This window comes from Flavobacterium frigidarium DSM 17623 (assembly GCF_000425505.1).
In the GTDB taxonomy this organism is placed as follows: Bacteria; Bacteroidota; Bacteroidia; order Flavobacteriales; family Flavobacteriaceae; genus Flavobacterium; species Flavobacterium frigidarium.
Genome location: NZ_AUDO01000020.1, coordinates 40,920 through 65,379, shown reverse-complemented (window position 1 = coordinate 65,379; position 24,460 = coordinate 40,920). Strand labels below are relative to the sequence as shown.

The following is a 24,460-nucleotide window of genomic DNA, read 5'->3' as shown; positions in this document are numbered from 1 at the left end:
TTCCACACATTCAAGTTTAAATGTGTAATCATACTTGACTTTTCTTTCCATAAAAATGCCCCCAAATAGTGTCTAACTTTTTGGGGGCAATGCAATATTGCCGCTTTTTTTTATTAGCATTTTAATCTTAATTAACTAAATTTGCAACGCAATACAACAAACTACACAACAATGATCCATTTCTTTGAAAACCAAAGCAAAACTGTTTTTGCAGTACAGACGCAAAACGAAATTTCGGCTCAAGACATTTCAAAATTAAATTGGCTTTTTGCCGACTCCAATAAAATAGAAAAATCCGTGTTGACGGATTTTTTTGTTGGCCCACGCGCCACTATGATTACGCCATGGAGTACTAATGCCGTTGAAATTACTCAAAATATGGGGATTTCAGGAATCATTAGAATCGAAGAATTTAAAGCCGTAACGGAAGACTTCTCTGATTTTGACCCGATGCTTTCGCAAAAGTACAGCGCACTTGATCAAGACATTTTTACCATCAATATCGAGCCAGAAGCAATTCTAGAGATTGAAGATATCGCTGCCTACAACCAATCAGAAGGTTTGGCTTTAAGTCCCGAAGAAGTAGAATATTTGGATAACTTAGCTGTGAAAATTGGTAGAAAATTGACCGATTCAGAAGTTTTTGCATTCTCACAAGCCAATTCAGAGCACTGTCGTCATAAAATTTTCAATGGAACATTTGTAATAGATGGCGAAGAAATGCCTTCATCATTATTCAAATTAATTAAGAAAACATCACAGGAAAACCCGAACGATATTGTCTCGGCATATAAAGATAACGTGGCTTTTGTAAAAGGGCCACGCGTACAACAATTTGCACCAAAAAGTGCTGACAAAGCTGACTTTTATGAAGTGAAAGAGTTTGACTCAGTAATTTCATTAAAAGCAGAAACACACAATTTCCCAACAACTGTAGAGCCTTTTAACGGAGCTGCAACGGGAGCGGGTGGAGAAATTCGTGACCGTTTAGCAGGAGGACAAGGTTCGTTGCCATTAGCAGGAACTGCAGTATACATGACATCTTACTCTCGTTTAGAAGCTAAATCTACTGAGAATCATAGGGATTGGGAAAACGGAATGACAGAAAGAAAATGGCTGTATCAAACACCAATGGACATTTTGATCAAAGCGTCTAATGGAGCCTCTGATTTTGGAAACAAATTTGGACAACCACTTATTACGGGTTCAATTCTAACATTCGAACATGAAGAAGACGCTCGCAAATTGGGTTTTGATAAAGTCATTATGCAAGCAGGTGGAATTGGATACGGAAAATTAGATCAAGCAATAAAGAAAAAACCACAAACAGGAGACAAAATCGTGATCCTGGGTGGAGAAAATTATAGAATCGGAATGGGTGGAGCAGCAGTATCCTCTGCAGATACAGGTGCTTTTAGTTCTGGTATCGAATTAAACGCAATCCAACGTTCAAATCCAGAAATGCAAAAACGTGCCGCTAATGCTATTCGTGGATTAGTGGAAAGTGATGTTAACCCAATTGTATCTATTCACGATCACGGAGCAGGTGGACATTTAAATTGCCTTTCGGAATTAGTGGAAGAAACAGGAGGATTAATCGATCTAGACAAATTACCTGTTGGTGACCCTACCCTTTCGGCAAAAGAAATTATTGGTAACGAGTCACAAGAAAGAATGGGACTGGTTATTGCCAAAGAAAACATCGACATTCTACAACGCATTGCAGACAGAGAACGCTCTCCTATGTACCAAGTTGGTGATGTTACTGGTGATCATCGTTTTACATTCGAATCAAAAACTACTGGTGCTAAACCAATGGATTATGCCCTGGAAGATTTCTTTGGTAGTTCTCCAAAAGTAGTGATGACCGATAAAAATATCGATAGAAACTATGCCGAATTAGGATACGACAAGAAAAATATCTCAACTTATTTAGAGCAAGTATTGCAGCTAGAAGCAGTAGCGTGTAAAGACTGGTTGACAAACAAAGTAGACCGTTGTGTGGGTGGAAAAGTAGCCAAACAACAAACTGCAGGACCTTTACAATTACCTTTGAATAACTGTGGTGTAATGGCCTTAGATTACAACGGAAAAGAAGGTGTTGCTACTTCAATTGGCCACTCTCCTATCGCGTCATTAATCGATCCTGTTGCAGGAACGAGAACTGCGATTGCGGAGTCTTTATCTAACATTGTTTGGGCTCCTATCAAAGGTGGTTTAGACGGAATTTCACTTTCGGCTAACTGGATGTGGGCTTGTAAAAATGAAGGAGAAGATGCTCGTTTGTACGCAGCTGTTCAAAGTTGTTCGGATTTTGCAATCGAATTAGGAGTGAATATTCCAACAGGAAAAGATTCACTTTCTATGAAACAACGTTATCCAAACGAAGAAGTAATTGCACCAGGAACGGTAATTATCTCAGCAGGTGGAAACTGTACTGATATTCAAAAAGTGGTTGAACCTGTATTTCAAAAAGACGGGGGTTCTATTTATTATATCAATTTGTCGCAAGACGAATTTAAACTAGGAGGTTCATCATTTGCACAAACGTTGAATAAAATTGGAAAAGACGCACCTACTATTAAAGATGCTGCTTTTTTCAAAAAAGCCTTCAATACAATACAAGAGTTAATTCTTGACAATCAAATTGTAGCAGGACACGATATAGGAAGTGGTGGTTTGATCACTACTTTATTAGAAATGTGTTTTGCAGATGTAAATTTGGGTGCCAAGATTGATTTCTCTGTTTTTGAAGAAAAAGACATCATCAAATACCTTTTCTCTGAGAATATTGGTCTAGTTTTTCAAGCGAAAAATGATGCCGATTTAGAGGCAAAATTAAATGCAGACGCTGTCTCTTTCTATAAATTAGGAACAGTAACTACAACTGCAAAGTTAGCGTTTAGCTCTTGTGAATTAGATATTGCAAAATACAGAGATATCTGGTTCAAGACCTCTTTTTTATTAGATCAAAAACAATCTAAAAACGGAACAGCACAAGCGCGTTTCGACAATTATAAAAACCAAGCCTTACAGTTTACGTTTCCAGCTCATTTTACGGGTAAAAAGCCAGTTATTAGTGGAAACGCGCGACCAAAAGCGGCCATCATTCGTGAAAAAGGAAGTAATTCAGAACGTGAAATGGCAAATGCTATGTATTTAGCTGGTTTTGATGTAAAAGACATTCACATGACCGATTTGATTTCGGGACGTGAAAACCTAGAAGATGTTCAGTTCATTGGTGCTGTTGGAGGATTCTCTAACTCAGATGTATTGGGATCTGCTAAAGGTTGGGCTGGAGCTTTCTTATATAGCGAAAAAGCAAGAGCAGCTTTGGATAATTTCTTTAAAAGAGAAGACACTTTATCAGTAGGTATTTGTAATGGTTGCCAATTGTTGATGGAATTAGAAAAAATCAATCCAGAGCATGAAGTACATGGAAAAATGCTTCATAACGACAGTAACAAGCACGAAAGTATCTTTACCTCAGTAACGATTCAAGAAAACAAATCAGTGATGTTGTCAAGCCTTTCAGGAGCAACATTAGGAGTTTGGGTATCACATGGAGAAGGAAAATTTAATTTACCAGAACCTGAAGCAAACTATAACATTGTGGGGAAATACGGTTACGACAGCTATCCTGCAAATCCAAATGGATCTGATTATAATACAGCAATGTTATGTGACACAACAGGTCGTCATTTAGTAATGATGCCACACATTGAGCGTTCTACTTTCCAGTGGAACTGGGCTAATTATCCAGCAGACAGAAATGATGAGGTTTCGCCATGGCACGAAGCATTTGTTAATGCAAGATTGTGGATTGAGAAAAAATAATAATATTATCTTAGTGATGAAGAAAGCGCTCCTTTTAAGGAGCGCTTTTTTTATTGAAAATTAAAAACCGCTGGCTTATTTTTGAATCAATACACCGTCAGCTATTAATGAATATTTTGTTTTAGGAGCAATAATACTATCTATTGCTGCTTGCGACTTGCCACCATCTTTAGCGTAGTGCTTCAAATCTTCTATAGATTCTACACTTACATAGGCCTTACCACTTATAATCACCTCTTCGTCTTTAGAGTCGGTGGGAACAAAAAAAGCATAGTCTTTGAACTTTACAAAAACTTCTTTCCCTTGGGCTAAATCTAGATTCATCCAACACCCTTTTTCTTTACAAACCGCTTTAATTTTTGATTTGAATTTAATGGCAACCGTATCTCCTTGAACGATTTTATCATATGTTGCTGCTACTTCTTCTTTTGATAACGCATTCTCTGCCGAAATACTATCGCCAAAGCTAGCGTAAGCTATATCTGATTTGATTTTTGATTCGTTTTCTTCTTTCTTACAGCTTGTTAATGCCAAGATTGAACATAGAATTACAAATGATTTCTTCATGATTTTATATTTAGATTGGTATACTAGTCAAATCCAAAAATAGGTAGAAAAATATAACGACACTGAAATTTTATTCTTTTTTAAGTAAAGCTGTGTGTTTCTAAGCTCTTATACTTAGTTAATTAAGCCTATTCTACAACAAATAAAATATTCGAAAAATAATATAAATTGGAACTGATTAAATTCCTGTAATACATTTTGTTCTGTGACCTAACAGAATTAGATCCTAGTGTAATTGAAACTTTAGGTAGTAGATAGTTTCTTTCGATTGTAATCCTACCTAACTAAGACTTGCGAGTTATTTTCGAATAAAAATATACTTATTATCTTAATTATAGAGGACACTGTAAGTAGTAAATTCCATTCTGATCGAAATCATGGTAGCTGTAGCAAACGCTTTGAAAACACTACTTTAATTGCTCTTTAAAAGAAATAATATTTTCCAAATAGTAATATTAATTTACTAATTTTACAGCGTATGAATTTGGAAAACAACCTATTTACTGATACAGAGGAAAAGCGAATAAAAGCGTTACAATCTTATAATATTTTAGACTCATTAACTGAGCAAGACTACGATGATATTACATTGATGGCATCCATTATATGCGACGTTCCAATCGCTTTAGTAAGTTTTGTTGATAAAGACCGACAATGGTTCAAATCTAATTTAGGCCTTGAAACAAAGAGCACCCCTCGTAGTGATTCTTTTTGTAGTCATGCAATTGAGGCTATTAATGAGCCGTTTATTATTACAGATAGCCGTACTGACGAACGCTTCAAGGACAATCCGCTAGTGGTAGGTGATCCTAATATCGTATTTTATGCAGGAATACCCATTGTAACAGAGGACGGATTAGGATTAGGAACCGTTTGTATTATTGACAACAAGCCAAGAGAACTTACTCAAAAACAACTTGTTGCTCTAAAAATGTTGTCAAATCAGGCGATGAATCTATTGCAACTTCGCAAAGTAAACAACGACTTGAATATAGCGCAGCTAGCCCTAGAAATCCAGAATAAAAAATTAGAAGTTTACAATAAAGATTTGGAGGTCTTAATTGACAAAAATCTTTCAGATCGAGTGAAAGAGATAGCCGCACAAAATATTACCTTAGCTACAATGAATAAGGAGCTCGAGGCTTTTAACTATATTTCGAGTCATGATTTACAAGAACCTTTACGCAAGATCCAATTTTTTAGTTCGATAATTATCGACAAAGAGTTGCACTCCCTATCAGATAAAGGACAAAATTATTTGCTAAGAATAGGAAAATCAGCTGATCGAATGAGTATGTTAATTAAAGACCTACTCGCCTACTCTCGCACAACCACTACCGAAAAAACATTTGAAAAAATCCTTTTATCTAAATTAATACAGGATATCAAGTATGATTTACAAGAAGAGATTGTAGAAAAAAATGCAATCATCACATTAGAGACTGACCTCGAAATAAAAACGATCACATTTCAATTTAGACAATTACTTCACAATATTTTATCTAATTCATTAAAGTTTTCAAGCACTAGCGCGGCACCTCGCATCATATTCCAATGTGTACTTGATAACGGGAATACATTTCGAAAACCTTTTTTAGACAGAAGCAAATCGTATTACTACCTTAAAATTACGGACAACGGAATTGGATTTGACAATAAATATAAAGATAAGATTTTTGAACTTTTTCAACGTTTAGGTTCACAAGAACTGCAAATGGGTACTGGAATAGGTTTAGCAATAGTCAAAAAGATTGTAGAAAATCATAATGGATTTATTGAAGCAGAAAGTCATGAAAATATAGGAACTACACTCGATATCTACATCCCTGAAGTGGGATAATTTGAAATATTATTCTAAAGAGTACGGTTATAATCCACTTTAAAAGGGCTAAGTACACGATATTTTTTTTGAGAAAAACACCTAATTTAGACTCAAAGTAGATTGAAAAACTACATTAAAGAAAACGTTTTCGTAAAATGTCTGTAAATTTGGCAAATTTTTCCATTTAATTTTTGATTTTATATAATTACAATTAATTTTTATTTAATTTGCAGTACAATCCTATACCATTATATAATGACTCAAATTACAAGACTTTTTGATTTTCCTTATTATCAACAAGATAAATATACTTCAATTCCAGATGCGTTAGTCAGTAAAGTTGACGGCGTTTGGGTGAAGACCTCAACACAAGAGTACATAGCGAAAGCTAATTCTATCTCAAGAGCTCTATTAAAAATGGGAGTTACAAAAGCAGATAAAATTGCTATTATATCTTCAACAAATAGAACAGAATGGAATATCATTGATATAGGAGCTTTACAAACTGCAGCTCAAACTGTTCCCATTTACCCTACCATTTCAGAGCAAGATTACGAGTACATTTTGAATCATTCAGAAGCGACATATTGCTTCGTATCTGATAAAGAAGTATTAGATAAGGTAAATATGATTAAAGATAAGACTCCTCATTTAAAGGAAGTTTTTAGCTTTGATGTAATTCCTGGTTGTACAAATTGGACTGAACTACTGAAATTAGGTGCTGACGAGAGCAACCAAAATGAGGTAGATGCTCGTAAAGCAACAGTAAAAACGGATGACTTAGCAACCATTATATATACGTCGGGAACAACAGGTCGTCCTAAGGGAGTTATGCTATCTCATAAAAACATCGTGTCAGATGTATTAAATAGTGCTGAAAGAATTCCATTTGAAGCAGGAAATAGTGTTGCTTTAAGTTTCTTACCTGTATGCCATATTTTTGAGCGTATGATTCTTTATTTATATCAGTATTATGGTGTATCAATTTATTTTGGAGAATCAATAGAAAAAATTAGCGACAATTTAAAAGAGGTAAAACCTACTGTAATCACTGCTGTTCCAAGATTACTAGAAAAAGTATATGATAAAATATATGCTAAAGGAACAGAGCTTACAGGTATAAAAAGGAAATTATTCTTTTGGGCAATAGATTTAGGATTGCGTTATGAGCCCTACGGAGCAAATGGTGCTTGGTATGAATTTCAATTAAAAATTGCCAGAAAATTGATTTTCAGTAAATGGAAAGAAGGTTTAGGAGGTAAATTAGAATTGATGGTTTCAGGAAGCGCTGCTTTACAAACAAGGCTATCTCGCGTGTTTGCTGCAGCAGAAATTCCAGTGATGGAGGGATATGGATTAACAGAAACTTCACCAGTAATCTCAGTAAACGACTTGAGAAACAAAGGTTTTAGAGTTGGAACCGTAGGTAAATTAATTAGTGAGGTTGAAGTTAAAATCGCTGAAGATGGCGAGATTCTTTGCAAAGGACCTAATGTAATGATGGGATACTTTAAAGATGAGAAATTAACTAACGAAGTGATTGTAGACGGATATTTCCATACAGGAGATATTGGAGAATTTGACAAAGATGGTTTCTTAAAAATTACCGACCGTAAGAAAGAGATGTTTAAAACATCTGGTGGTAAATACATTGCACCACAGATTATAGAAAATTTAATGAAACAATCACGATTTATCGAGCAAATAATGGTTATTGGAGAGGGACAAAAAATGCCTGCAGCTCTAATTCAACCTAATTTTGATTTCGTCAAGGAATGGGCTGCTATTCATAAATTTGATATTGGAACTACTTATGCTGAAATTGCTAGTGATGACAAAGTGATTAAACGCATTCAAGAAGAAATTGACCAGATAAACACTAAATTTGGACATTGGGAACAAGTTAAACGCTTCGAACTTACACCCGAAATTTGGTCTATAGAAGGCGGGCAATTAACCCCTACTTTAAAATTGAAACGAAAAATAATTTTAAAGCAATACGAAAATTTATACCAAAAAATTTATAACTAACCACAACCAAATGGAAGACCACGAAATTATTTTCGTGGTTTTTTTTTGACCTTTTTTAAATATTAATTTGATAATTAGTTAACAGTAGAATTAAACTAATATCCTTTATTTAATTTCTAAAACCATTTTGAACTTACGACTTGTAAATGTTGCCAATTGAGAATGCTAAACAATGAAGTTTTCGACTTTTAATTTAAGTATCGAACTAAAAAAATCAATTTTATTATGCGTGCATAGTATATTTTTTTGTATATTTGAAATCGATTGCGAAAGATATGAAAGACAAAACAATAGATTACATACTAAGAGCCACATGGCAAGCTGTTGCCAGAATGTATAATGAAGAAGCTTCTAAATACGACGCTAGCATGGCAACAGGGTTTGCGCTATTGAGTATTGACAAAGAAGGAGGTACACCATCTACTGCATTAGGACCAAAAATGGGAATGGAGGCAACAAGCTTAACGCGCACCTTGAAATCGATGGAAGACAAGGGCCTAATTGTTAGAAAAAAAAATCCTGAAGATGGTCGTGGTGTTCTAATCTACTTAACCCCTTTTGGGAGAGAGAAAAGAGATTTATCTAAAAATACCGTACTTAAATTTAATGAGGCTGTACGAGAAAATATATCTGAAGAAAAGTTACAACATTTCATAGAAGTCGCTGACGTTATAAACGAACTAATTTCTGAGAAAAGTATATTCAATATAAGCAGCGATGCAGAAGAAGAAACTTTAAAAATTGAACAACAGTAGATTCTCTATTGTTCTTTTTACCAATAAACAAATAACGTGTTATAGCTTTTCTATTATAAGTAACTAGTCAAGCAATTCACATTTTTAATAAAAAACAAATAAAAACTACGTATGAAACGCACAATTAAAAAAGTTGCAGTAATCGGATCCGGAATTATGGGTTCGGGAATTGCTTGCCATTTTGCCAACATTGGTGTCGAAGTTTTACTACTTGATATCGTTCCAAGAGAACTAACTGAGATTGAAACTAAAAAAGGATTGACATTAGAGAGTAAAGTCGTTCGCAATCGTTTAGTTAATGAGCATTTGATGAATGCTTTGAAATCGAAGCCCTCTCCTATTTACAGTCAAAAGTTTGCTAATCGTATCACAACGGGTAACACTACTGATGACATGGCAAAAATTGCTGATGTGGACTGGATTATTGAAGTAGTTGTTGAAAGACTGGATATTAAGAAACTAGTTTTTGAACAAGTGGAAAAATACCGTAAGCCAGGAACGTTGATTACTTCTAACACTTCGGGGATTCCAATTCACTTTATGAGTGAAGGTAGAAGTGAAGATTTCCAGAAACACTTTTGTGGAACACACTTTTTTAACCCTGCGCGTTATTTAAAATTATTTGAAATTATTCCTGGACCACAAACTTCAACTGAAGTTTTGGATTTCCTTACTATATATGGAGAGAAATTTTTAGGAAAAACAGCAGTTGTTGCTAAAGATACTCCAGCATTTATTGGAAACCGTATTGGAATTTACGGAATCCAAAGTTTGTTCCATTTGGTTAAAGAAATGGGATTAACTATCGAAGAAGTAGATAAATTGACTGGACCAGTAATTGGTAGACCTAAGTCGGCTACTTTTAGAACTGTAGACGTTGTGGGATTAGATACTTTAGTACATGTTGCTAACGGAATCTATGAAAACTGCCCAAGCGATGAACAACACGACTTATTTAAACTTCCAGAGTTTGTAAACAAAATGATGGAGAATAAATGGTTAGGAAGCAAAACTGGACAAGGTTTCTACAAAAAAGTAGGAAAAGAAATTCTGACTTTAGACTTAGATACTTTAGAATATAGAGCGGCTAAGAAAGCCTCATTCGCTACACTTGAATTAACTAAATCAATTGATAAACCTATCAATCGTTTTAAAGTTCTTGTAAAAGGAAAAGACAAAGCAGGAGAATTTTACAGAAAAAGTTTTTCTGGAATGTTTGCGTATGTTTCGAATAGAATTCCTGAAATTTCAGATGAATTATACAAAATCGACGATGCTATGAAAGCTGGTTTTGGTTGGGAAAACGGACCATTCGAAATATGGGATGCTATTGGAGTAGAAAAAGGAATTGAAATTATGAAAGCGGAAGGTTTAGAACCAGCTGCTTGGGTAACAGAAATGCTAGCTGCTGGAAACAAAAGCTTCTATACTGTTACAGATGGAGCAACGCACTTTTACAGCATTCCTGCAAAAGCACAAGTTAAAGTTCCTGGACAAGATGATTTTATTATCCTGAACAACATTCGCGAAAGCAAAAAAATATGGAGCAATAGTGGTGGTGTAATCACTGATCTAGGTGATGGAATCATTAACTTAGAGTTCCTTTCAAAAATGAATACTATTGGTGGTGACGTTTTACAAGCGATCAATAAAGCCATTGATCTAGCTGAAAAGGAATACCAAGGGTTAGTTATAGGTAATCAAGCAGGAAATTTCTCTGTAGGTGCTAACATTGGTATGATCTTTATGATGGCCGTGGAGCAAGAATATGATGAGCTAAATATGGCTATCAAAATGTTCCAAGATACCATGATGCGTGTACGCTATTCTTCTATTCCAGTTGTAGTAGCTCCTCACGGAATGACTTTTGGTGGTGGATGCGAAATGAGCTTACATGCTGATAAAGTAGTAGCTGCTGCAGAAACGTATATGGGATTAGTTGAGTTTGGTGTAGGTGTGATTCCTGGTGGTGGTGGTTCTAAGGAACTAGCGTTGCGTGCATCAGATTTATTCCATAAAAATGACGTAGAGCTTAATGTATTACAAGAGTATTTCTTGACTATTGCTATGGCAAAAGTATCTACATCAGGTTACGAAGCCTTTGACACTGGATTGTTACAACACGGTAAAGATGTTATCGTAGTGAACAAAGACCGTCAAATTGCCGAAGCGAAGAAACACGCTTTACTAATGGCCGAAGCAGGTTACACGCAACCTATTCGTAGAACAGATGTTCGTGTATTAGGAAAACAAGCTTTAGGAATGTTCTTAGTTGGAACAGACCAAATGGAAGCAGGTAAATACATCTCAGAGCACGATAAGAAAATTGCTAATAAACTAGCGTATGTTATGGCTGGTGGTGATTTATCTGAACCAACATTGGTAAGTGAGCAATATTTATTGGATCTGGAACGTGAAGCTTTCTTGTCATTATGTACAGAAAGAAAAACACTAGAAAGAATCCAATTTATGCTAACCAAAGGGAAACCGCTACGTAATTAAGAAAAATAGAACCAAGATGCAAGAAGCAAGACACTGAATTTTATTTCTCCTCTTTCTTCTTGACTCTTTCTTCTAAAAATATCTAAAAGAAAAAATATGAAAACAGCCTATATAGTAAAAGCATACAGAACTGCAGTTGGTAAAGCACCAAAAGGAGTTTTTAGATTTAAAAGACCTGATGAATTAGCAGCAGAAACCATCGAATTCATGATGAATGAACTGCCTGATTTTGACAAAACGCGTATTGACGACGTAATGGTTGGAAACGCGATGCCAGAGGCAGAACAAGGACTTAACGTTGCTCGTTTGATCTCTTTGATGGGATTAAAAGTAGAGGATGTTCCTGGAGTAACCGTAAACCGTTACTGTGCATCTGGTTTAGAAACGATTGGTATGGCTACAGCCAAAATTCAATCAGGAATGGCGCATTGTATTATTGCAGGTGGTGCTGAAAGCATGAGTTTTATTCCGATGGGAGGGTATAAACCAACTCCGGATTATGCTGTCGCCAAAGCAGGAAACGAAGACTACTACTGGGGAATGGGTTTAACAGCCGAAGCAGTAGCACAACAGTTTAACGTTTCAAGAGAAGATCAAGATGAGTTTGCTTACAATTCACACATGAAAGCCTTAAAAGCGCAAGCTGAAGGTAGATTTGACAAACAAATTGTTCCTATTACAGTAGAACAAACGTTTATCAACGAAAACGGCAAAAAAGAAACCAAATCTTATGTTGTAAACAAAGATGAGGGACCAAGAGCTGGAACTTCTAAGGAAGCCTTAGCGGGACTAAGACCTGTTTTTGAAGCTGGTGGAAGTGTAACAGCAGGTAACTCTTCACAAATGAGCGATGGTGCTGCATTTGTACTTGTTATGAGTGAAGAAATGGTGAAAGAATTGAATCTAGAGCCAATTGCAAGATTAGTAAACTTTGCTTCAGCAGGTGTTGAACCTAGAATTATGGGTATTGGACCCGTAAAAGCAATTCCAAAAGTATTGAAACAAGCTGGATTATCAATTAATGATATCGAGTTAATCGAACTGAACGAAGCTTTTGCTTCTCAGTCATTAGCTGTAATTAGAGAATTAGATTTAAATCCTGATATCATTAACGTAAATGGGGGAGCAATCTCAATGGGACACCCACTAGGATGTACAGGTGCTAAACTTTCAGTTCAATTATTTGATGAAATGAAACGCCGTGGTAACAAATACGGTATCGTAACGATGTGTGTGGGTACAGGCCAAGGTAGTGCTGGGATTTATGAGCTTCTTTAATATTAATGTAAGACAATAGAATCAAGAGGCAAGAAACAAGATTCATTACCTAAGATGGTTTTTTTAATCAACAACTTATAGATAAATGAGACACAACTTTAAAAACTTAAAAATATGGGTTTTATCGATGGAAATTACATCTGACATACATAAGTTATGTTTAACTTTTCCAAAGGACGAGGTATATGGGTTAATAAGTCAAATGAATCGTTCTGCTATCTCGATGCCATCAAATATTGCAGAAGGTTCAAATAGAAGTAATAAACATTTTCAACATTACTTGAATATTAGTTTAGGGTCTTCGTTTGAATTGCAAACTCAATTATTGATCGCTTGTCAAAATGAATATTTATCAAAAGATAAAACAGAAGAAATAGAAAACAAAATAATTGAATTTCAAAAGATGACTACAGGGTTCATTAGCAAGTTAGACACTAATCTTTCTTCTTGATTCTTGCATCTTTTATCTAAAAAAAACAAAAAAATGAGCGACGTAACCAGAGGAGGTCAATTCCTTGTAAAAGAAACAAAGTGCGAAGATATCTTCACTCCTGAAGACTTCAATGAAGAACAAATAATGATGCGTGACTCTGTAAAAGAGTTCGTTGATAAAGAATTATGGCCTAATAAAGACCGTTTTGAAAAGAAAGATTATGCTTTAACTGAAGAAACGATGCGTAAAGCAGGTGACTTAGGTTTTTTAAGTGTAGCTGTTCCTGAAGCTTATGGCGGAATGGGAATGGGATTTGTAAACACCGTTTTAGTTTGTGATTACATCTCTGGAGCAACTGGATCTTTTTCAACTGCTTTTGGAGCACATACAGGAATTGGTACTATGCCAATTACTTTGTACGGTAGCGAAGAACAAAAACAAAAATATGTACCTAAATTAGCTTCTGGTGAGTGGTTTGGTGCGTACTGTTTGACTGAGCCAGGTGCTGGATCAGATGCTAATTCAGGAAAAACTAAAGCAGTTTTATCTGAAGATGGTAAAACATACTCTATCACAGGTCAAAAGATGTGGATTTCGAATGCAGGTTTCTGTAGCGTATTCATCGTTTTTGCACGTATTGGTGATGATAAAAATATTACAGGTTTCATCGTAGAAAATGATCCGAGTAACGGAATTACGATGAATGAAGAAGAGCACAAACTAGGAATTAGAGCTTCTTCTACGCGTCAAGTATTCTTTAACGAAACTAAAGTTCCAGTTGAGAACATGTTATCTGAAAGAGGGAACGGATTCAAAATTGCGATGAATGCTTTAAATGTTGGACGTATTAAACTTGCTGCAGCTTGTCTTGACGCACAACGTAGAGTAATCACTAACGCAACAGCGTACGCTAACGAAAGATTACAATTTAATACACCTATTGCTCAATTTGGCGCTATCCGTTCTAAATTAGCCGAAATGGCAACTAGCTGTTACGCTGGTGAAAGTGCAACGTACAGAGCTGCAAAAGATATTGAAGATAGAATTACAGCTCGTGAGGCTGAAGGATCTACGCATCAAGACGCCGAATTAAAAGGGGTTGAAGAATATGCTATTGAGTGCTCTATCTTGAAAGTAGCGGTTTCTGAAGATGTTCAAAACTGTGCTGACGAAGGAATTCAAATCTTTGGTGGAATGGGATTCTCAGAAGACACTCCGATGGAGAGCGCTTGGAGAGATGCTCGTATCGCTCGTATCTATGAAGGTACAAATGAAATCAACAGAATGCTTTCTGTAGGAATGTTGATCAAAAAAGCAATGAAAGGGCATGTCGATTTATTAGGACCTGCAACTAAAGTTGGTGAAGAACTAATGGGAATACCGTCATTTGATACACCAGACTTCTCTGAATTATTTGCTGAGGAAAAAGACTTAATCGTTAGATTGAAAAAAGCTTTCATGATGGTTGCTGGTAGTGCAGTGCAAAAATTCGGAACTGAATTAGACTCTCACCAACAAATTTTAATGTCAGCTTCAGACATGTTAATCGAGATTTACATGGCAGAAAGCACGATCCTTAGAACTGAAAAATTAGCTAAAAAAGAAGGCGAAGATAAAGTTGAAGAGCAAATTGCAATGGCAAGATTATACTTGTACCAAGCAGTAGATATTGTTACTCAAAAAGGTAAAGAAGCGATCATCTCTTTCGTTGAAGGAGACGAACAACGCATGATGCTTATGGGATTAAGACGTTTTACTAAATATACTAACATGCCAAATGTTGTAGCTTTAAAAGAAACGATTACTTCTAAACTAGTTGCTAAAAACGAATACTGTTTCTAGCATTATAAAGATTGTTTTTAGTTCAATTTTATTTGTTTAAAAAACCGCACTCATTAATTTGAGTGCGGTTTTTACTTTTTAGCATATTTACTTTCGAATTACAGCCTACCACTACTCTAGCATTAACGATAATCAGTTAGATTTACGATGGTTATTCACAACTCTACTATTTGTTAAAAACAGAGCAAAAAAAAAACTGCAATACTTGATTGCAGTTTTTGTCATAAATAAATAACCTTCTTGTTATTCGCTAATTGTTGGCTTTACAAATAAATCATGTGTCCCATCTGAACCCAAGTTTAGGAAACGTTCGTACTCTCTTAAAACGTCAGAGATTATTTCGTCTTTACTTAAGTACTGGATATCATATCCCATTCGATGATCACCAAAGTATGTTATAGGCAAAAACATCGTTTCAGAATCAATCGTAGGCATATTTAACTCATTAACTAAGGTTTCTGATACTGTTTGCGGTTGTGCCATAACACCAAACACAAAATCACGTAATTGCTCGTGTTTGATCACAAGTTCTATAGAATTATTTGGCGTTGTATGATAAACAATACTCGCTTCAATTTGATTCTTTTCTAATTCGCTTACTAATTCCTCAAATGACATGCGTACTGTCTCATTCAAGAATTTCCTAATGTCTTTCTTTTGTGAGTAAGTCAGAATTTTTTGCAAACGAATTTTCCAGTGATAGTCATTCCAATTCAAACTACCGTGTGAATACTTGGTCATGCTATATTCATTATCTGCTGATAATGCTTTCCATAAATTTACACAAAGTAATAACATTATAATTCCGAAGGGTAGCGCAGTCACTAGCGTCATAGTTTGTAGAGAAGCAAGTCCTCCTGAGCGTAGCAAACTTAATGATACTACGGTAAGCAGAACTCCCCAAAAAGCATTTTGCCATTTAGGAGAATTGGTAGCACCTTTTGACGAAATACCGTTCATTATAAATATTCCAGAATCAGCTGAGGTAATAAAAAATACACATATTATAGCGATTGAAAGTATGTTCAATAAACTCGTTAAAGGAAAATAAGTAAAGAAGTTAAACAATAATGTATCAGGATTATTTGCAAATTCGCTCAATGCACCATTGGCTACATATTCATCAATCCAAATGGCACTACTACCGAAGATCGTCATCCAAACAAAGTTAAACAATGCCGGAATAAATAAAACTGCTAATATAAATTCGCGTATTGTTCTACCTTTAGAAATTTTAGCTATAAATAAACCTACATAAGGAGCCCAAGAAATCCACCAAGCCCAGTATAAAATTGTCCAATTAGAGAACCACTCTTGACTGTCTTTTTCGAAAGCATAAGTATTAAAAGTCAAGGACATAAAATTACTTACATAATGTCCAATTCCTTCTGTTAGTGTACTTAAAATATAAATCGTAGGACCAGCAATTAATACGAAAAGCATTAACGCACCAGCCATTATAATGTTGATTTCGCTTAATTTTTTAACTCCTTTTCCTAATCCACTAGTAGCAGAAATTATTGCAATCAACATAACGACAACTACAATTCCCACCTGGTATTCAAAACTAGTATTAGGAATTACACCTAAGCTTTCAAGTCCTGCGCTTAATTGTAAAACACCAAAACCTAAGGTAGTAGCAATACCAAAAAAGGTACTACACAAAGCAAAAACATCGACAATATCTCCAAAACGCCCATGTATTTTATCTTTTAACATTGGGTAAAAACCACTTCGAATTGCAATTGGTAAATTATGACGGTAAGCAAAGTATGCCATCGATAATCCCACTACACCATAAATTGACCACGCATGAAAACCCCAATGGAAGAATGTATATAGCTGTGCCTCCTTTGCCCTTAAACTTACGTCAAGATTACTAATTGCAGGGTTAGCAAAATGAGCCATCGTTTCTGCAACACCAAAGTACATTAGACCAATTCCCATACCAGCGGCAAAAAGCATCGCTACCCATGAGAAGAAAGAATATTCCGGTTTGGTATCGTCAGCTCCTAATTTTATTTTACCTAGCTTACTTACTGCTAGACCAATTAAGAATATCACAAATACAGTAACAATTAAAACATAAAGCCAACCTAAGTTTCTAAAAATTACCCCTTTCACTACATTAAAAAACGCTTCAGCCTCTACAGAAAAAAATCCGCAAAAAAGCGAAATAATAATGATGATCGTAAGACTAGGTAGTGCCACCGACTTCGTGAAATCAGTTTTAAAATTATACTTCTGTTCTAAAAAAGATAATAGTTTATTCATAAATACTTAAATAAAGTTAACTACAAACAAAATTTGTTTGCAGTAATAAATTTAGTTTGTCCTATCCTACTTTAGAATATAAAACGAAACCGAAAATTAATGTTTAATTGCTAGAATTGAATCTAGCGCACTGTGCAAATAAGTGGTTAAAAAGCCCTACTCCTGCTTAAAAAACTCTAATAATGAGCTTCAGTGAAAATTGAATGACAAAAAGCCATTGTGGTTTTTAAAATAATGCTGCTTTAAATTAAAGCCTAGCTCTAATAATCTCTACAAATATAATAGTAGACATAATAATAAGAAATGCAAAATAGTCTGCAAAATTAGTCAAAATTCATGCTAAAATCTCAATAATTACAAATTACCGCTTATTTAGACGAATTAAACAACAAATTCTAATCTTTATTAAACATACCCTTATTTATGTACTAAATTATATAAGAATTTCAAATGGTTATGCTATCATTCGATATTTTTTCGCTACAATTGCTCTGGTTAAATCTCAATTATGTGGAAATTTTATATCATTTGCAATTAATTTTAATATTCAATCTACACTATTATGATTAATTTTATATTCTAATAACTAAAACTTTTCACCATGAAAAAATTTCTTTTTATATCCGCTTTAATAGCGACTATTATTATAGGCTGCAAAACAAGTAGTGATTCTACAAATACGAAGAGTTTGAAAATTGATTTCGAACCAAAAAGTAATAGTACTGTATCTGGAACTGCAACATTTGTAGAGAAGAACGGAATGGTAACTTTTACTGCTAAATTAGCAGGTTTGCAACCAGGTGTTCATGCGATACACATCCATGAAAAATCAGATTGCTCTGCCGCTGATGGTAGTTCGGCTGGAGGACACTGGAACCCAACATTTAAAAAACATGGAAAATGGGGTGTGGGAGAGTATCACAAAGGAGATATAGGAAATTTTACAGCCGATGCAAACGGAAATGGAACAATTACAATGACTACAGATGAGTGGAATATTGGTTCTGGTGATCCAATGAAAGATATCCTAGGAAAAGGATTAATTGTACATCAAGGTACAGATGATTTTGTTTCTCAGCCTTCTGGAGATGCTGGAGCAAGAGTTGCCTGCTCAGGAATCATCAAATAATTTTCAATCTAATATAAATAAGCATGCTGTTTCTTTTACTTGAAATAGCATGCTTATTTAATTTTAATTTAATCAACAAAGCCATAAAAAAACCTAGCTTTGTAATCTTAATAAAGCACAATGATTAATCCATCAGCATCAGGCTGGATCGACAAATACTTCATCATGCAAAATACTGTTTCTCAAACAGTCTTTAGCACTCCCGAGGATTTTTATTTCAAGATCCGACAAACGGGCTTCATTTACGGACATGTAATTTCGTTTGAAACGACCACCAAAATAGAAACAAAAGGTTGGGTTCAAAATGAGATTCCTAAGGTGGCATTACTTAACACTTTACACGCTATCTTTAATTTTACTGAAACTGAAAGCAATCCTGCTACATTCATTAGTAAAGCAGTTGCTTTTTATAACGAAATGAACCCTCAAGGTTTTAATATTTTCAAAAAAGTACTTCCGAATGGATCTCCTTCCCTTAATTTAGAAAAAATCATTGATGATCGAGTTCAAACTAATATCGATATTATTAGTAAGAACTTTTCGCATATAATGACTAATGCGCTTTTGTTTGTTGATGTTTTAGCTTTTCGCCAATACTTAATTCACGGTCATATACCAGAAAAATATTTAAAAAAAATAGAAGAAGCTGTTATCAGTTTGGTTTCATTATCCTTAAAAACAAAGTCTCAAAAATCTACTTATGATGACTTATTAATTAAACTTTTTGAGGCATCAGTGCGCTACAGTAAATTTTCGAAAGTCAGTGTACAAAACTTAGCAGAACTAAATTTAGATTACTTTGAAAGCGAATTAGAAAAATACTATCTCATCGACATGGCGGGAATGGCACTGTGGAGTGATGGTAAAATTGAAAATGAAGAGGCTTACTTTCTGCACAAGTTAGCACAATCGGTTACTGTTTCAGATGAATTTGTAAAAGACAGCATTGAAAGCACAGATTCTTTTATTACGGTAAATAAAAAAGATATTGCGTATTTCAATTATTCGAATCCGGTAAAACATTTTTATGATCAAACGACACAAAGTGTTATTACGCTAATCACTCGAAATAAAAATAGATTAGTAAAAGAAATTGTGCAAAGCAAGGAACTAATGATTCTCCTTGCCCTCTCTACTAGAAGAGATCTAGATGAAAAAGAAAAAAAGAAGGTTAAAAAGCAATTGTTAGATATTTGCAAATCGGTACCTTCATTAACTATATTTCTATTACCAGGCGGTAGTTTATTACTTCCTATATTGATTAAGTTTATTCCTAAAATGCTGCCTTCAGCATTTAATGAAAACTTAGATGAAAATGAGTAAAAAAAAAAGTCGCTTTATAAAGCGACTTTTTTTTCTATTTAAAATTGTAATTGAAATACTTCATCTAAATCTGAGTTAGAACTGATATTCACTTCTAGATCGGTTACAAAACCTGAGTTTAAACCGTAAACCCATCCGTGAATACTTAAGTCTTGTCCACTTTTCCAAGCAGCTTGAACAATAGAAGTTTTAGATAAATCAAAAACTTGTTCCTTAATGTTTATTTCAACAAAAGCATTAAAACGTTCAGTTTCGTCTTCGATAGAATCTAAATAAGTATTGTGTAGACGGTAAACATCTTTAATGTGACGAATCCAGTTATCAATAATACCAATAGACTGATTCCCCATTGCAGCTTTAATACCACCACAACCGTAGTGTCCGCATACGATAACATGCTTTACTTTTAATACATTAACTGCATAATCTAAAACACTTAGCATATTCATATCTGAATGCACAACCATGTTTGCGATATTTCTATGCACAAAAACTTCACCTGGCTTAGCGCCAATGATTTCATTTGCAGGAACACGACTATCTGAACAACCAATCCATAATAATGGCGGCGTTTGTCCTTTGGCTAAGTCTGCAAAAAAGTTAGGGTCTTTCTCTAAAGCGTTAACAACCCATTGCTTATTATTGTCTAATATTTTTTTATAAAAATCACTCATTTTATTTCGTTTTAAGTTTCTTATTATTTAATTGTGGTTTTTCTCATGATTATATTTCATGAAATCTTCACTACTTTTTTTGACTAACTATTTTTAAAATCTTCAGGTACTACCTCTTTCTTCACCATTTGTCTTTTGGCAACATCATAATAATGTTCGAAAGAAACGTGATTGTTTGCATCAGGACTATTTTCTAAATCGTATGCTTTCTTAAATCCTTTCAATTTCACTTTTATGTTTTCATCAACGGCTCGCGTCATCTTAAATTCTTCGATCAAATCTAAAATATCATGTGCTATGTATACAGTATCGTGCGCATTGATTATTACTTTAGAGTTTGCTGGAATATCATTCAATGTGGTTTTGATTGCAGCTTTGTTCAAGAAAGACACTTCTTGAGCTAGATCAATATGTATAATATCACCATCAACATACTCTTCTTTTTTAAAGCTATACGCTCTTTTAAGATTTCCTTTCAAGATAAAGATGATACTAATCACAATACCTAATGCAACTCCTTTAAGTAAATCAGTTGTAACAACGGCTACTAGAGTGGCGATAAAAGGAATAAATTGGTATTTACCTTTGTGCCAGAAATGCTTGAAAGTTGCAGGTTTAGCTAATTTGTATCCTACTAAAATTAAGATCGTCGCTAAAGTTGCCAACGGAATCATATTTAAGATTACTGGAATAGCTAATACGCTTATTAATAATAGCACACCGTGAATAATTGACGACATTTTTGATTTGGCTCCAGCCGCATTATTCGCAGAGGTACGCACCACTACAGATGTCATAGGTAAACCTCCTAATAATGCACTGATGATATTACCAACACCTTGTGCTTTCAGCTCCACATTAGTGTCTGTGTATCTCTTTTGTTCGTCCATTCTATCAGAAGCTTCAATACAAAGTAAGGTTTCGATAGAGGCTACAATTGCAATTGTCAAACCTACAATCCATACCTTAGGATTTGTGAACCCCGAAAAATTAGGAGTTACAATGATCGCTTTCAACTCTTCAAAAGAGCTTGGAACTGGTAAAGTAACTAAGTGATCTTTTGAGATAGCTAAATCGCTTCCCATACTAATGAAAAGTTGGTTAATCAATATACCTGAAGCCACTGCAATTAATGCTCCCGGAACTAATTTTAAACGTTTTAAGAACGGTACTTTGTCCCAAGAGATTAATATAATAAGTGAAGCAATCGTGATAATAATTGCTCCTAATTGAACATGATTGAACACTTCAAATAAAGATGAAAAAGTGTTGTTTCCATCATTTTGAACAAATGATTGATCTCCTTCAAAATCAGCATCGTAACCAAAAGCATGTGGCAATTGTTTCAAAATAATTATAATTCCAATACCAGCTAACATTCCTTCAATTACGTTTGTAGGAAAGTAGTTTGAAATGCTTCCTGCTTTGATAAATCCCAAAGCTAATTGAATGAAACCTGCAATTAAAACAGCAGTTAAGAATATATCAAACGCACCAAAATCAGTGATTGCTGTTAATATAATTGCTGTTAAACCAGCAGCTGGTCCAGAAACGCTCAAGTGAGATTTACTCAAATAACCCACAACAATACCCCCAATAATTCCAGAAATAATACCTGAGAATAATGGTGCACCAGAGGCTAATGCAATTCCTAAACATAATGGTAGCGCCACCAAGAAAACCACTAAACCAGATGCAAAATCAGATTTAAGGTTGGCAAAAAGATTTATTTTCTTTGTCATAATACAATAGATAATTAATATGTAAAACATTGATGCATAAAGATATGCAAATCGATGTTTAAATTTTTAAAAAACAGTATGTACTATGCCACGTCAGGAGGCGGAGAAAAGATTCTTGGGGTAATTTTATCATGTTTAGACAAGTTCTCTGAGAGTATGAGACTTGTTTTATTAACTACTGCAACTACGTGTGTTTTAGTCACTTCTTCATAATATGCAAAAACCTTCACCTCTTTTTGAGTATGCTCTTCTTCCGATAGACCAAAAAACATAGAAGTATCGCAAGACTTTTCAATAATTGTGACAATAGGAGGCACAGCTAGAAAAGCAATGAAGAGTAGTAAAAATATGCGAGCAATTATTTTCATTACCACAAAAATATAGTATATGTGAGTAAATTAAAAAAAACGGTAACTAAATTTATAAAAATTTAACATTATCAAAACAAAAAAAGCCACAAATAACATTAACTATTTGTGGCTTATATAATTACTATGAAACAGTAATTTATTCTTCTAACCAAGCTTGCATCATCCAGATCGTTTTTTCTTGTTCTGCTATGAAATCACTCATCATGCTGTTTGTACCTTCATCATTGATTGCTCCCGCATGGTCTAAAATTGTGCGTTCGATTTTAAGTAAAGATGACAACGATGAAACAATTAAATGAATTGCTTTTTCATCATTAGATACATTTTTACCTACTGTTAACTGGTTGTGGGCAATGTAATCCTCAAATGTGTGCAATGGAGTCCCTCCTAACGTTAATACGCGTTCGGCAATTAAATCAATCTTTAACTGTGAATCATTATAAAGTTCCTCAAATTTCACGTGTAAATCAAAGAAGCGTTTTCCTCTAATATTCCAATGTATACCTCTCAAGTTTTGGTAATAGACTTGAAAATTTGATAATAGAGTATTCAATTCTTTTACTGTTGCTTCTGTTTCTTTTACTGGTAATCCTAAAATATTTGTTTTCATATCGCTAATTTTTATACAAATTTACTGAATTTATAGTGTTGGTATACTATAAACTAAATTGATTGTTTTTATATTTGTATCAAAAAATACTATACATGACAATAACACAACTTAAATATGTTCTCGCAGTAGCTGAACATAAAAACTTTACTTTGGCGGCAGAAAAGTGTTTTGTTACACAGCCAACGTTAAGTATGCAAATTCAGAAAATTGAAGACGAGCTAAGTATCTTAATTTTTGATCGAACGAAAAAACCAGTCCAGCTTACAGACATTGGACAAAAGATTGTAAACCAAGCCAAGAATATTGTTAATGAAGCAGATCGTATTCAAGATATTGTGGAACAACAAAAAGGTTTCATAGGAGGCGAATTTAGATTAGGAATTATCCCAACGATTATGCCTACGCTACTTCCAATGTTTTTAAACAATTTTATAAAAAAGTATCCTAAGGTTAAATTAATTATCGAAGAGTTAAACACTGAAGAAATTATTATAAAATTGAACAATGGTCATCTTGATGCCGCAATTGCTGCAACACCATTATTAGAGGATAAAATCAAGGAAATTGTGCTCTATTTTGAACCATTTATGGCTTACATCCCTAATGGTCATGAACATTTTGATAAGAAGGAGTTAGAAGTTTCAGATTTAAATCCAGATGAGATACTGCTTCTACAAGATGGACATTGTTTTAGAGACGGAATTTTAAATCTTTGTAAAAACGATCCTAAAAATGAATTTACTCATTTCCAGATTGAAAGTGGTAGCTTTGAAACACTCGTGAAATTAGCCGATGAAGGATTAGGAACCACCCTGTTGCCATTCCTACATACTTTAGACTTAAAAGAGTCTGATAAATTAAAACTTAGACACTTTAAAGAACCCAAACCAGCTAGAGAAGTTAGTTTAATTTACCCTAAGAGCGAATTGAAAATTCAGATAATCGATGCATTGAGAAGCACCATCGCAGGAGTGATAAAAGGAGCCATTGTCTTTCAAAATATAGAGGTGATTAGTCCTTTACCTAAAAAATAATTCAAATTACTTTTTAATATGAATTAAACATGGTTTTAATTCTGGTTTCTTCTTAGTGTAAAAATTTAACCAATTTTCAAGATGTTCCATTTCGTAAGGCAGTAAATTTTTTACTGCTTTTTTTAATACTTTGGAAAATTTCTCAGGATTTACGCTTACTTTTTCAAGTGACTCTTTAGTATAAAAATAAATTAATCTAGACATGTTACTTTGTTTGAAAAGGTTGTTATTAA

General features: G+C 34.3%; 18 protein-coding genes. 11 read left to right on the top strand and 7 right to left on the bottom strand.

The features are described from left to right. Nucleotides 1–171: 171 nt before the first annotated feature. The gene (purL, locus tag H603_RS0111670) at nucleotides 172–3,837 is read left to right on the top strand and encodes a phosphoribosylformylglycinamidine synthase (protein ID WP_026708778.1); all 3,666 of its coding nucleotides are present in this window, start codon (nucleotides 172–174) and stop codon (nucleotides 3,835–3,837) included. Nucleotides 3,838–3,912: 75 nt separating this feature from the next. On the opposite strand, the gene H603_RS0111665 is transcribed toward purL, so the two are convergent. Beyond that, nucleotides 3,913–4,404 carry a DUF4920 domain-containing protein gene (locus H603_RS0111665; RefSeq protein ID WP_026708777.1) on the bottom strand — a complete coding sequence of 164 codons (492 nt, stop codon included), beginning with the start codon at nucleotides 4,402–4,404 and terminating at the stop codon, nucleotides 3,913–3,915. 478 nt (nucleotides 4,405–4,882) lie between these two features. Between H603_RS0111665 and H603_RS16755 the strand changes: the two genes are divergently transcribed. From H603_RS16755 to H603_RS0111630, 7 genes are all read left to right on the top strand, one after another. Continuing rightward, nucleotides 4,883–6,244, top strand: a complete 1,362-nt coding sequence (locus H603_RS16755; RefSeq protein ID WP_051219289.1) for a GAF domain-containing sensor histidine kinase — start codon at nucleotides 4,883–4,885, stop codon at nucleotides 6,242–6,244. A gap of 237 nt (nucleotides 6,245–6,481) precedes the next feature. Then, a complete protein-coding gene (locus H603_RS0111655) occupies nucleotides 6,482–8,257 on the top strand; it encodes an AMP-dependent synthetase/ligase (protein WP_026708776.1) in 1,776 nt (591 codons plus the stop codon). Between the two features lie 275 nt (nucleotides 8,258–8,532). Continuing rightward, complete coding sequence (locus H603_RS0111650) at nucleotides 8,533–9,012, top strand: MarR family winged helix-turn-helix transcriptional regulator (protein ID WP_026708775.1); 480 nt, start codon at nucleotides 8,533–8,535, stop codon at nucleotides 9,010–9,012. Between the two features lie 111 nt (nucleotides 9,013–9,123). After that, nucleotides 9,124–11,514, top strand: a complete 2,391-nt coding sequence (locus H603_RS0111645; RefSeq protein ID WP_026708774.1) for a 3-hydroxyacyl-CoA dehydrogenase/enoyl-CoA hydratase family protein — start codon at nucleotides 9,124–9,126, stop codon at nucleotides 11,512–11,514. 96 nt (nucleotides 11,515–11,610) lie between these two features. Next, complete coding sequence (locus H603_RS0111640; protein ID WP_026708773.1) at nucleotides 11,611–12,792, top strand: acetyl-CoA C-acyltransferase; 1,182 nt, start codon at nucleotides 11,611–11,613, stop codon at nucleotides 12,790–12,792. A gap of 85 nt (nucleotides 12,793–12,877) precedes the next feature. Next, a complete protein-coding gene (locus tag H603_RS0111635) occupies nucleotides 12,878–13,243 on the top strand; it encodes a four helix bundle protein (protein WP_026708772.1) in 366 nt (121 codons plus the stop codon). Between the two features lie 33 nt (nucleotides 13,244–13,276). Continuing rightward, entirely contained in the window at nucleotides 13,277–15,067 is a 1,791-nt protein-coding gene (locus H603_RS0111630; RefSeq protein WP_026708771.1) for an acyl-CoA dehydrogenase family protein, read from the top strand. Nucleotides 15,068–15,310: 243 nt separating this feature from the next. Here the strand turns inward: H603_RS0111630 and H603_RS0111625 are convergent, their stop codons facing one another. Next, nucleotides 15,311–17,341: a BCCT family transporter gene (locus tag H603_RS0111625; RefSeq protein WP_026708770.1), complete on the bottom strand. Its 2,031-nt coding sequence runs from the start codon at nucleotides 17,339–17,341 to the stop codon at nucleotides 15,311–15,313. Nucleotides 17,342–17,942: 601 nt separating this feature from the next. Between H603_RS0111625 and H603_RS0111620 the strand changes: the two genes are divergently transcribed. Beyond that, nucleotides 17,943–18,470 carry a superoxide dismutase family protein gene (locus H603_RS0111620; protein WP_026708769.1) on the top strand — a complete coding sequence of 176 codons (528 nt, stop codon included), beginning with the start codon at nucleotides 17,943–17,945 and terminating at the stop codon, nucleotides 18,468–18,470. 120 nt (nucleotides 18,471–18,590) lie between these two features. Continuing rightward, a complete protein-coding gene (locus H603_RS0111615) occupies nucleotides 18,591–19,793 on the top strand; it encodes an LETM1-related biofilm-associated protein (RefSeq protein ID WP_026708768.1) in 1,203 nt (400 codons plus the stop codon). A 38-nt stretch (nucleotides 19,794–19,831) separates the two neighbouring features. On the opposite strand, the gene can is transcribed toward H603_RS0111615, so the two are convergent. From can to H603_RS0111595, 4 genes are all read right to left on the bottom strand, one after another. Continuing rightward, a complete protein-coding gene (gene can, locus H603_RS0111610; protein ID WP_026708767.1) occupies nucleotides 19,832–20,467 on the bottom strand; it encodes a carbonate dehydratase in 636 nt (211 codons plus the stop codon). Between the two features lie 83 nt (nucleotides 20,468–20,550). After that, complete coding sequence (locus tag H603_RS0111605; RefSeq protein ID WP_026708766.1) at nucleotides 20,551–22,209, bottom strand: SulP family inorganic anion transporter; 1,659 nt, start codon at nucleotides 22,207–22,209, stop codon at nucleotides 20,551–20,553. Between the two features lie 83 nt (nucleotides 22,210–22,292). After that, nucleotides 22,293–22,577, bottom strand: a complete 285-nt coding sequence (locus tag H603_RS0111600; protein WP_026708765.1) for a hypothetical protein — start codon at nucleotides 22,575–22,577, stop codon at nucleotides 22,293–22,295. Nucleotides 22,578–22,716: 139 nt separating this feature from the next. Further along, nucleotides 22,717–23,190, bottom strand: coding sequence for a Dps family protein (locus tag H603_RS0111595; RefSeq protein WP_026708764.1), 474 nt, complete (start codon nucleotides 23,188–23,190; stop codon nucleotides 22,717–22,719). 95 nt (nucleotides 23,191–23,285) lie between these two features. Between H603_RS0111595 and H603_RS0111590 the strand changes: the two genes are divergently transcribed. Next, complete coding sequence (locus tag H603_RS0111590) at nucleotides 23,286–24,227, top strand: LysR substrate-binding domain-containing protein (RefSeq protein ID WP_026708763.1); 942 nt, start codon at nucleotides 23,286–23,288, stop codon at nucleotides 24,225–24,227. A 6-nt stretch (nucleotides 24,228–24,233) separates the two neighbouring features. Here H603_RS0111590 and H603_RS0111585 read toward each other — a convergent pair whose 3' ends face one another. Continuing rightward, nucleotides 24,234–24,431 carry a hypothetical protein gene (locus tag H603_RS0111585; protein ID WP_026708762.1) on the bottom strand — a complete coding sequence of 66 codons (198 nt, stop codon included), beginning with the start codon at nucleotides 24,429–24,431 and terminating at the stop codon, nucleotides 24,234–24,236. Nucleotides 24,432–24,460 lie beyond the last annotated feature (29 nt).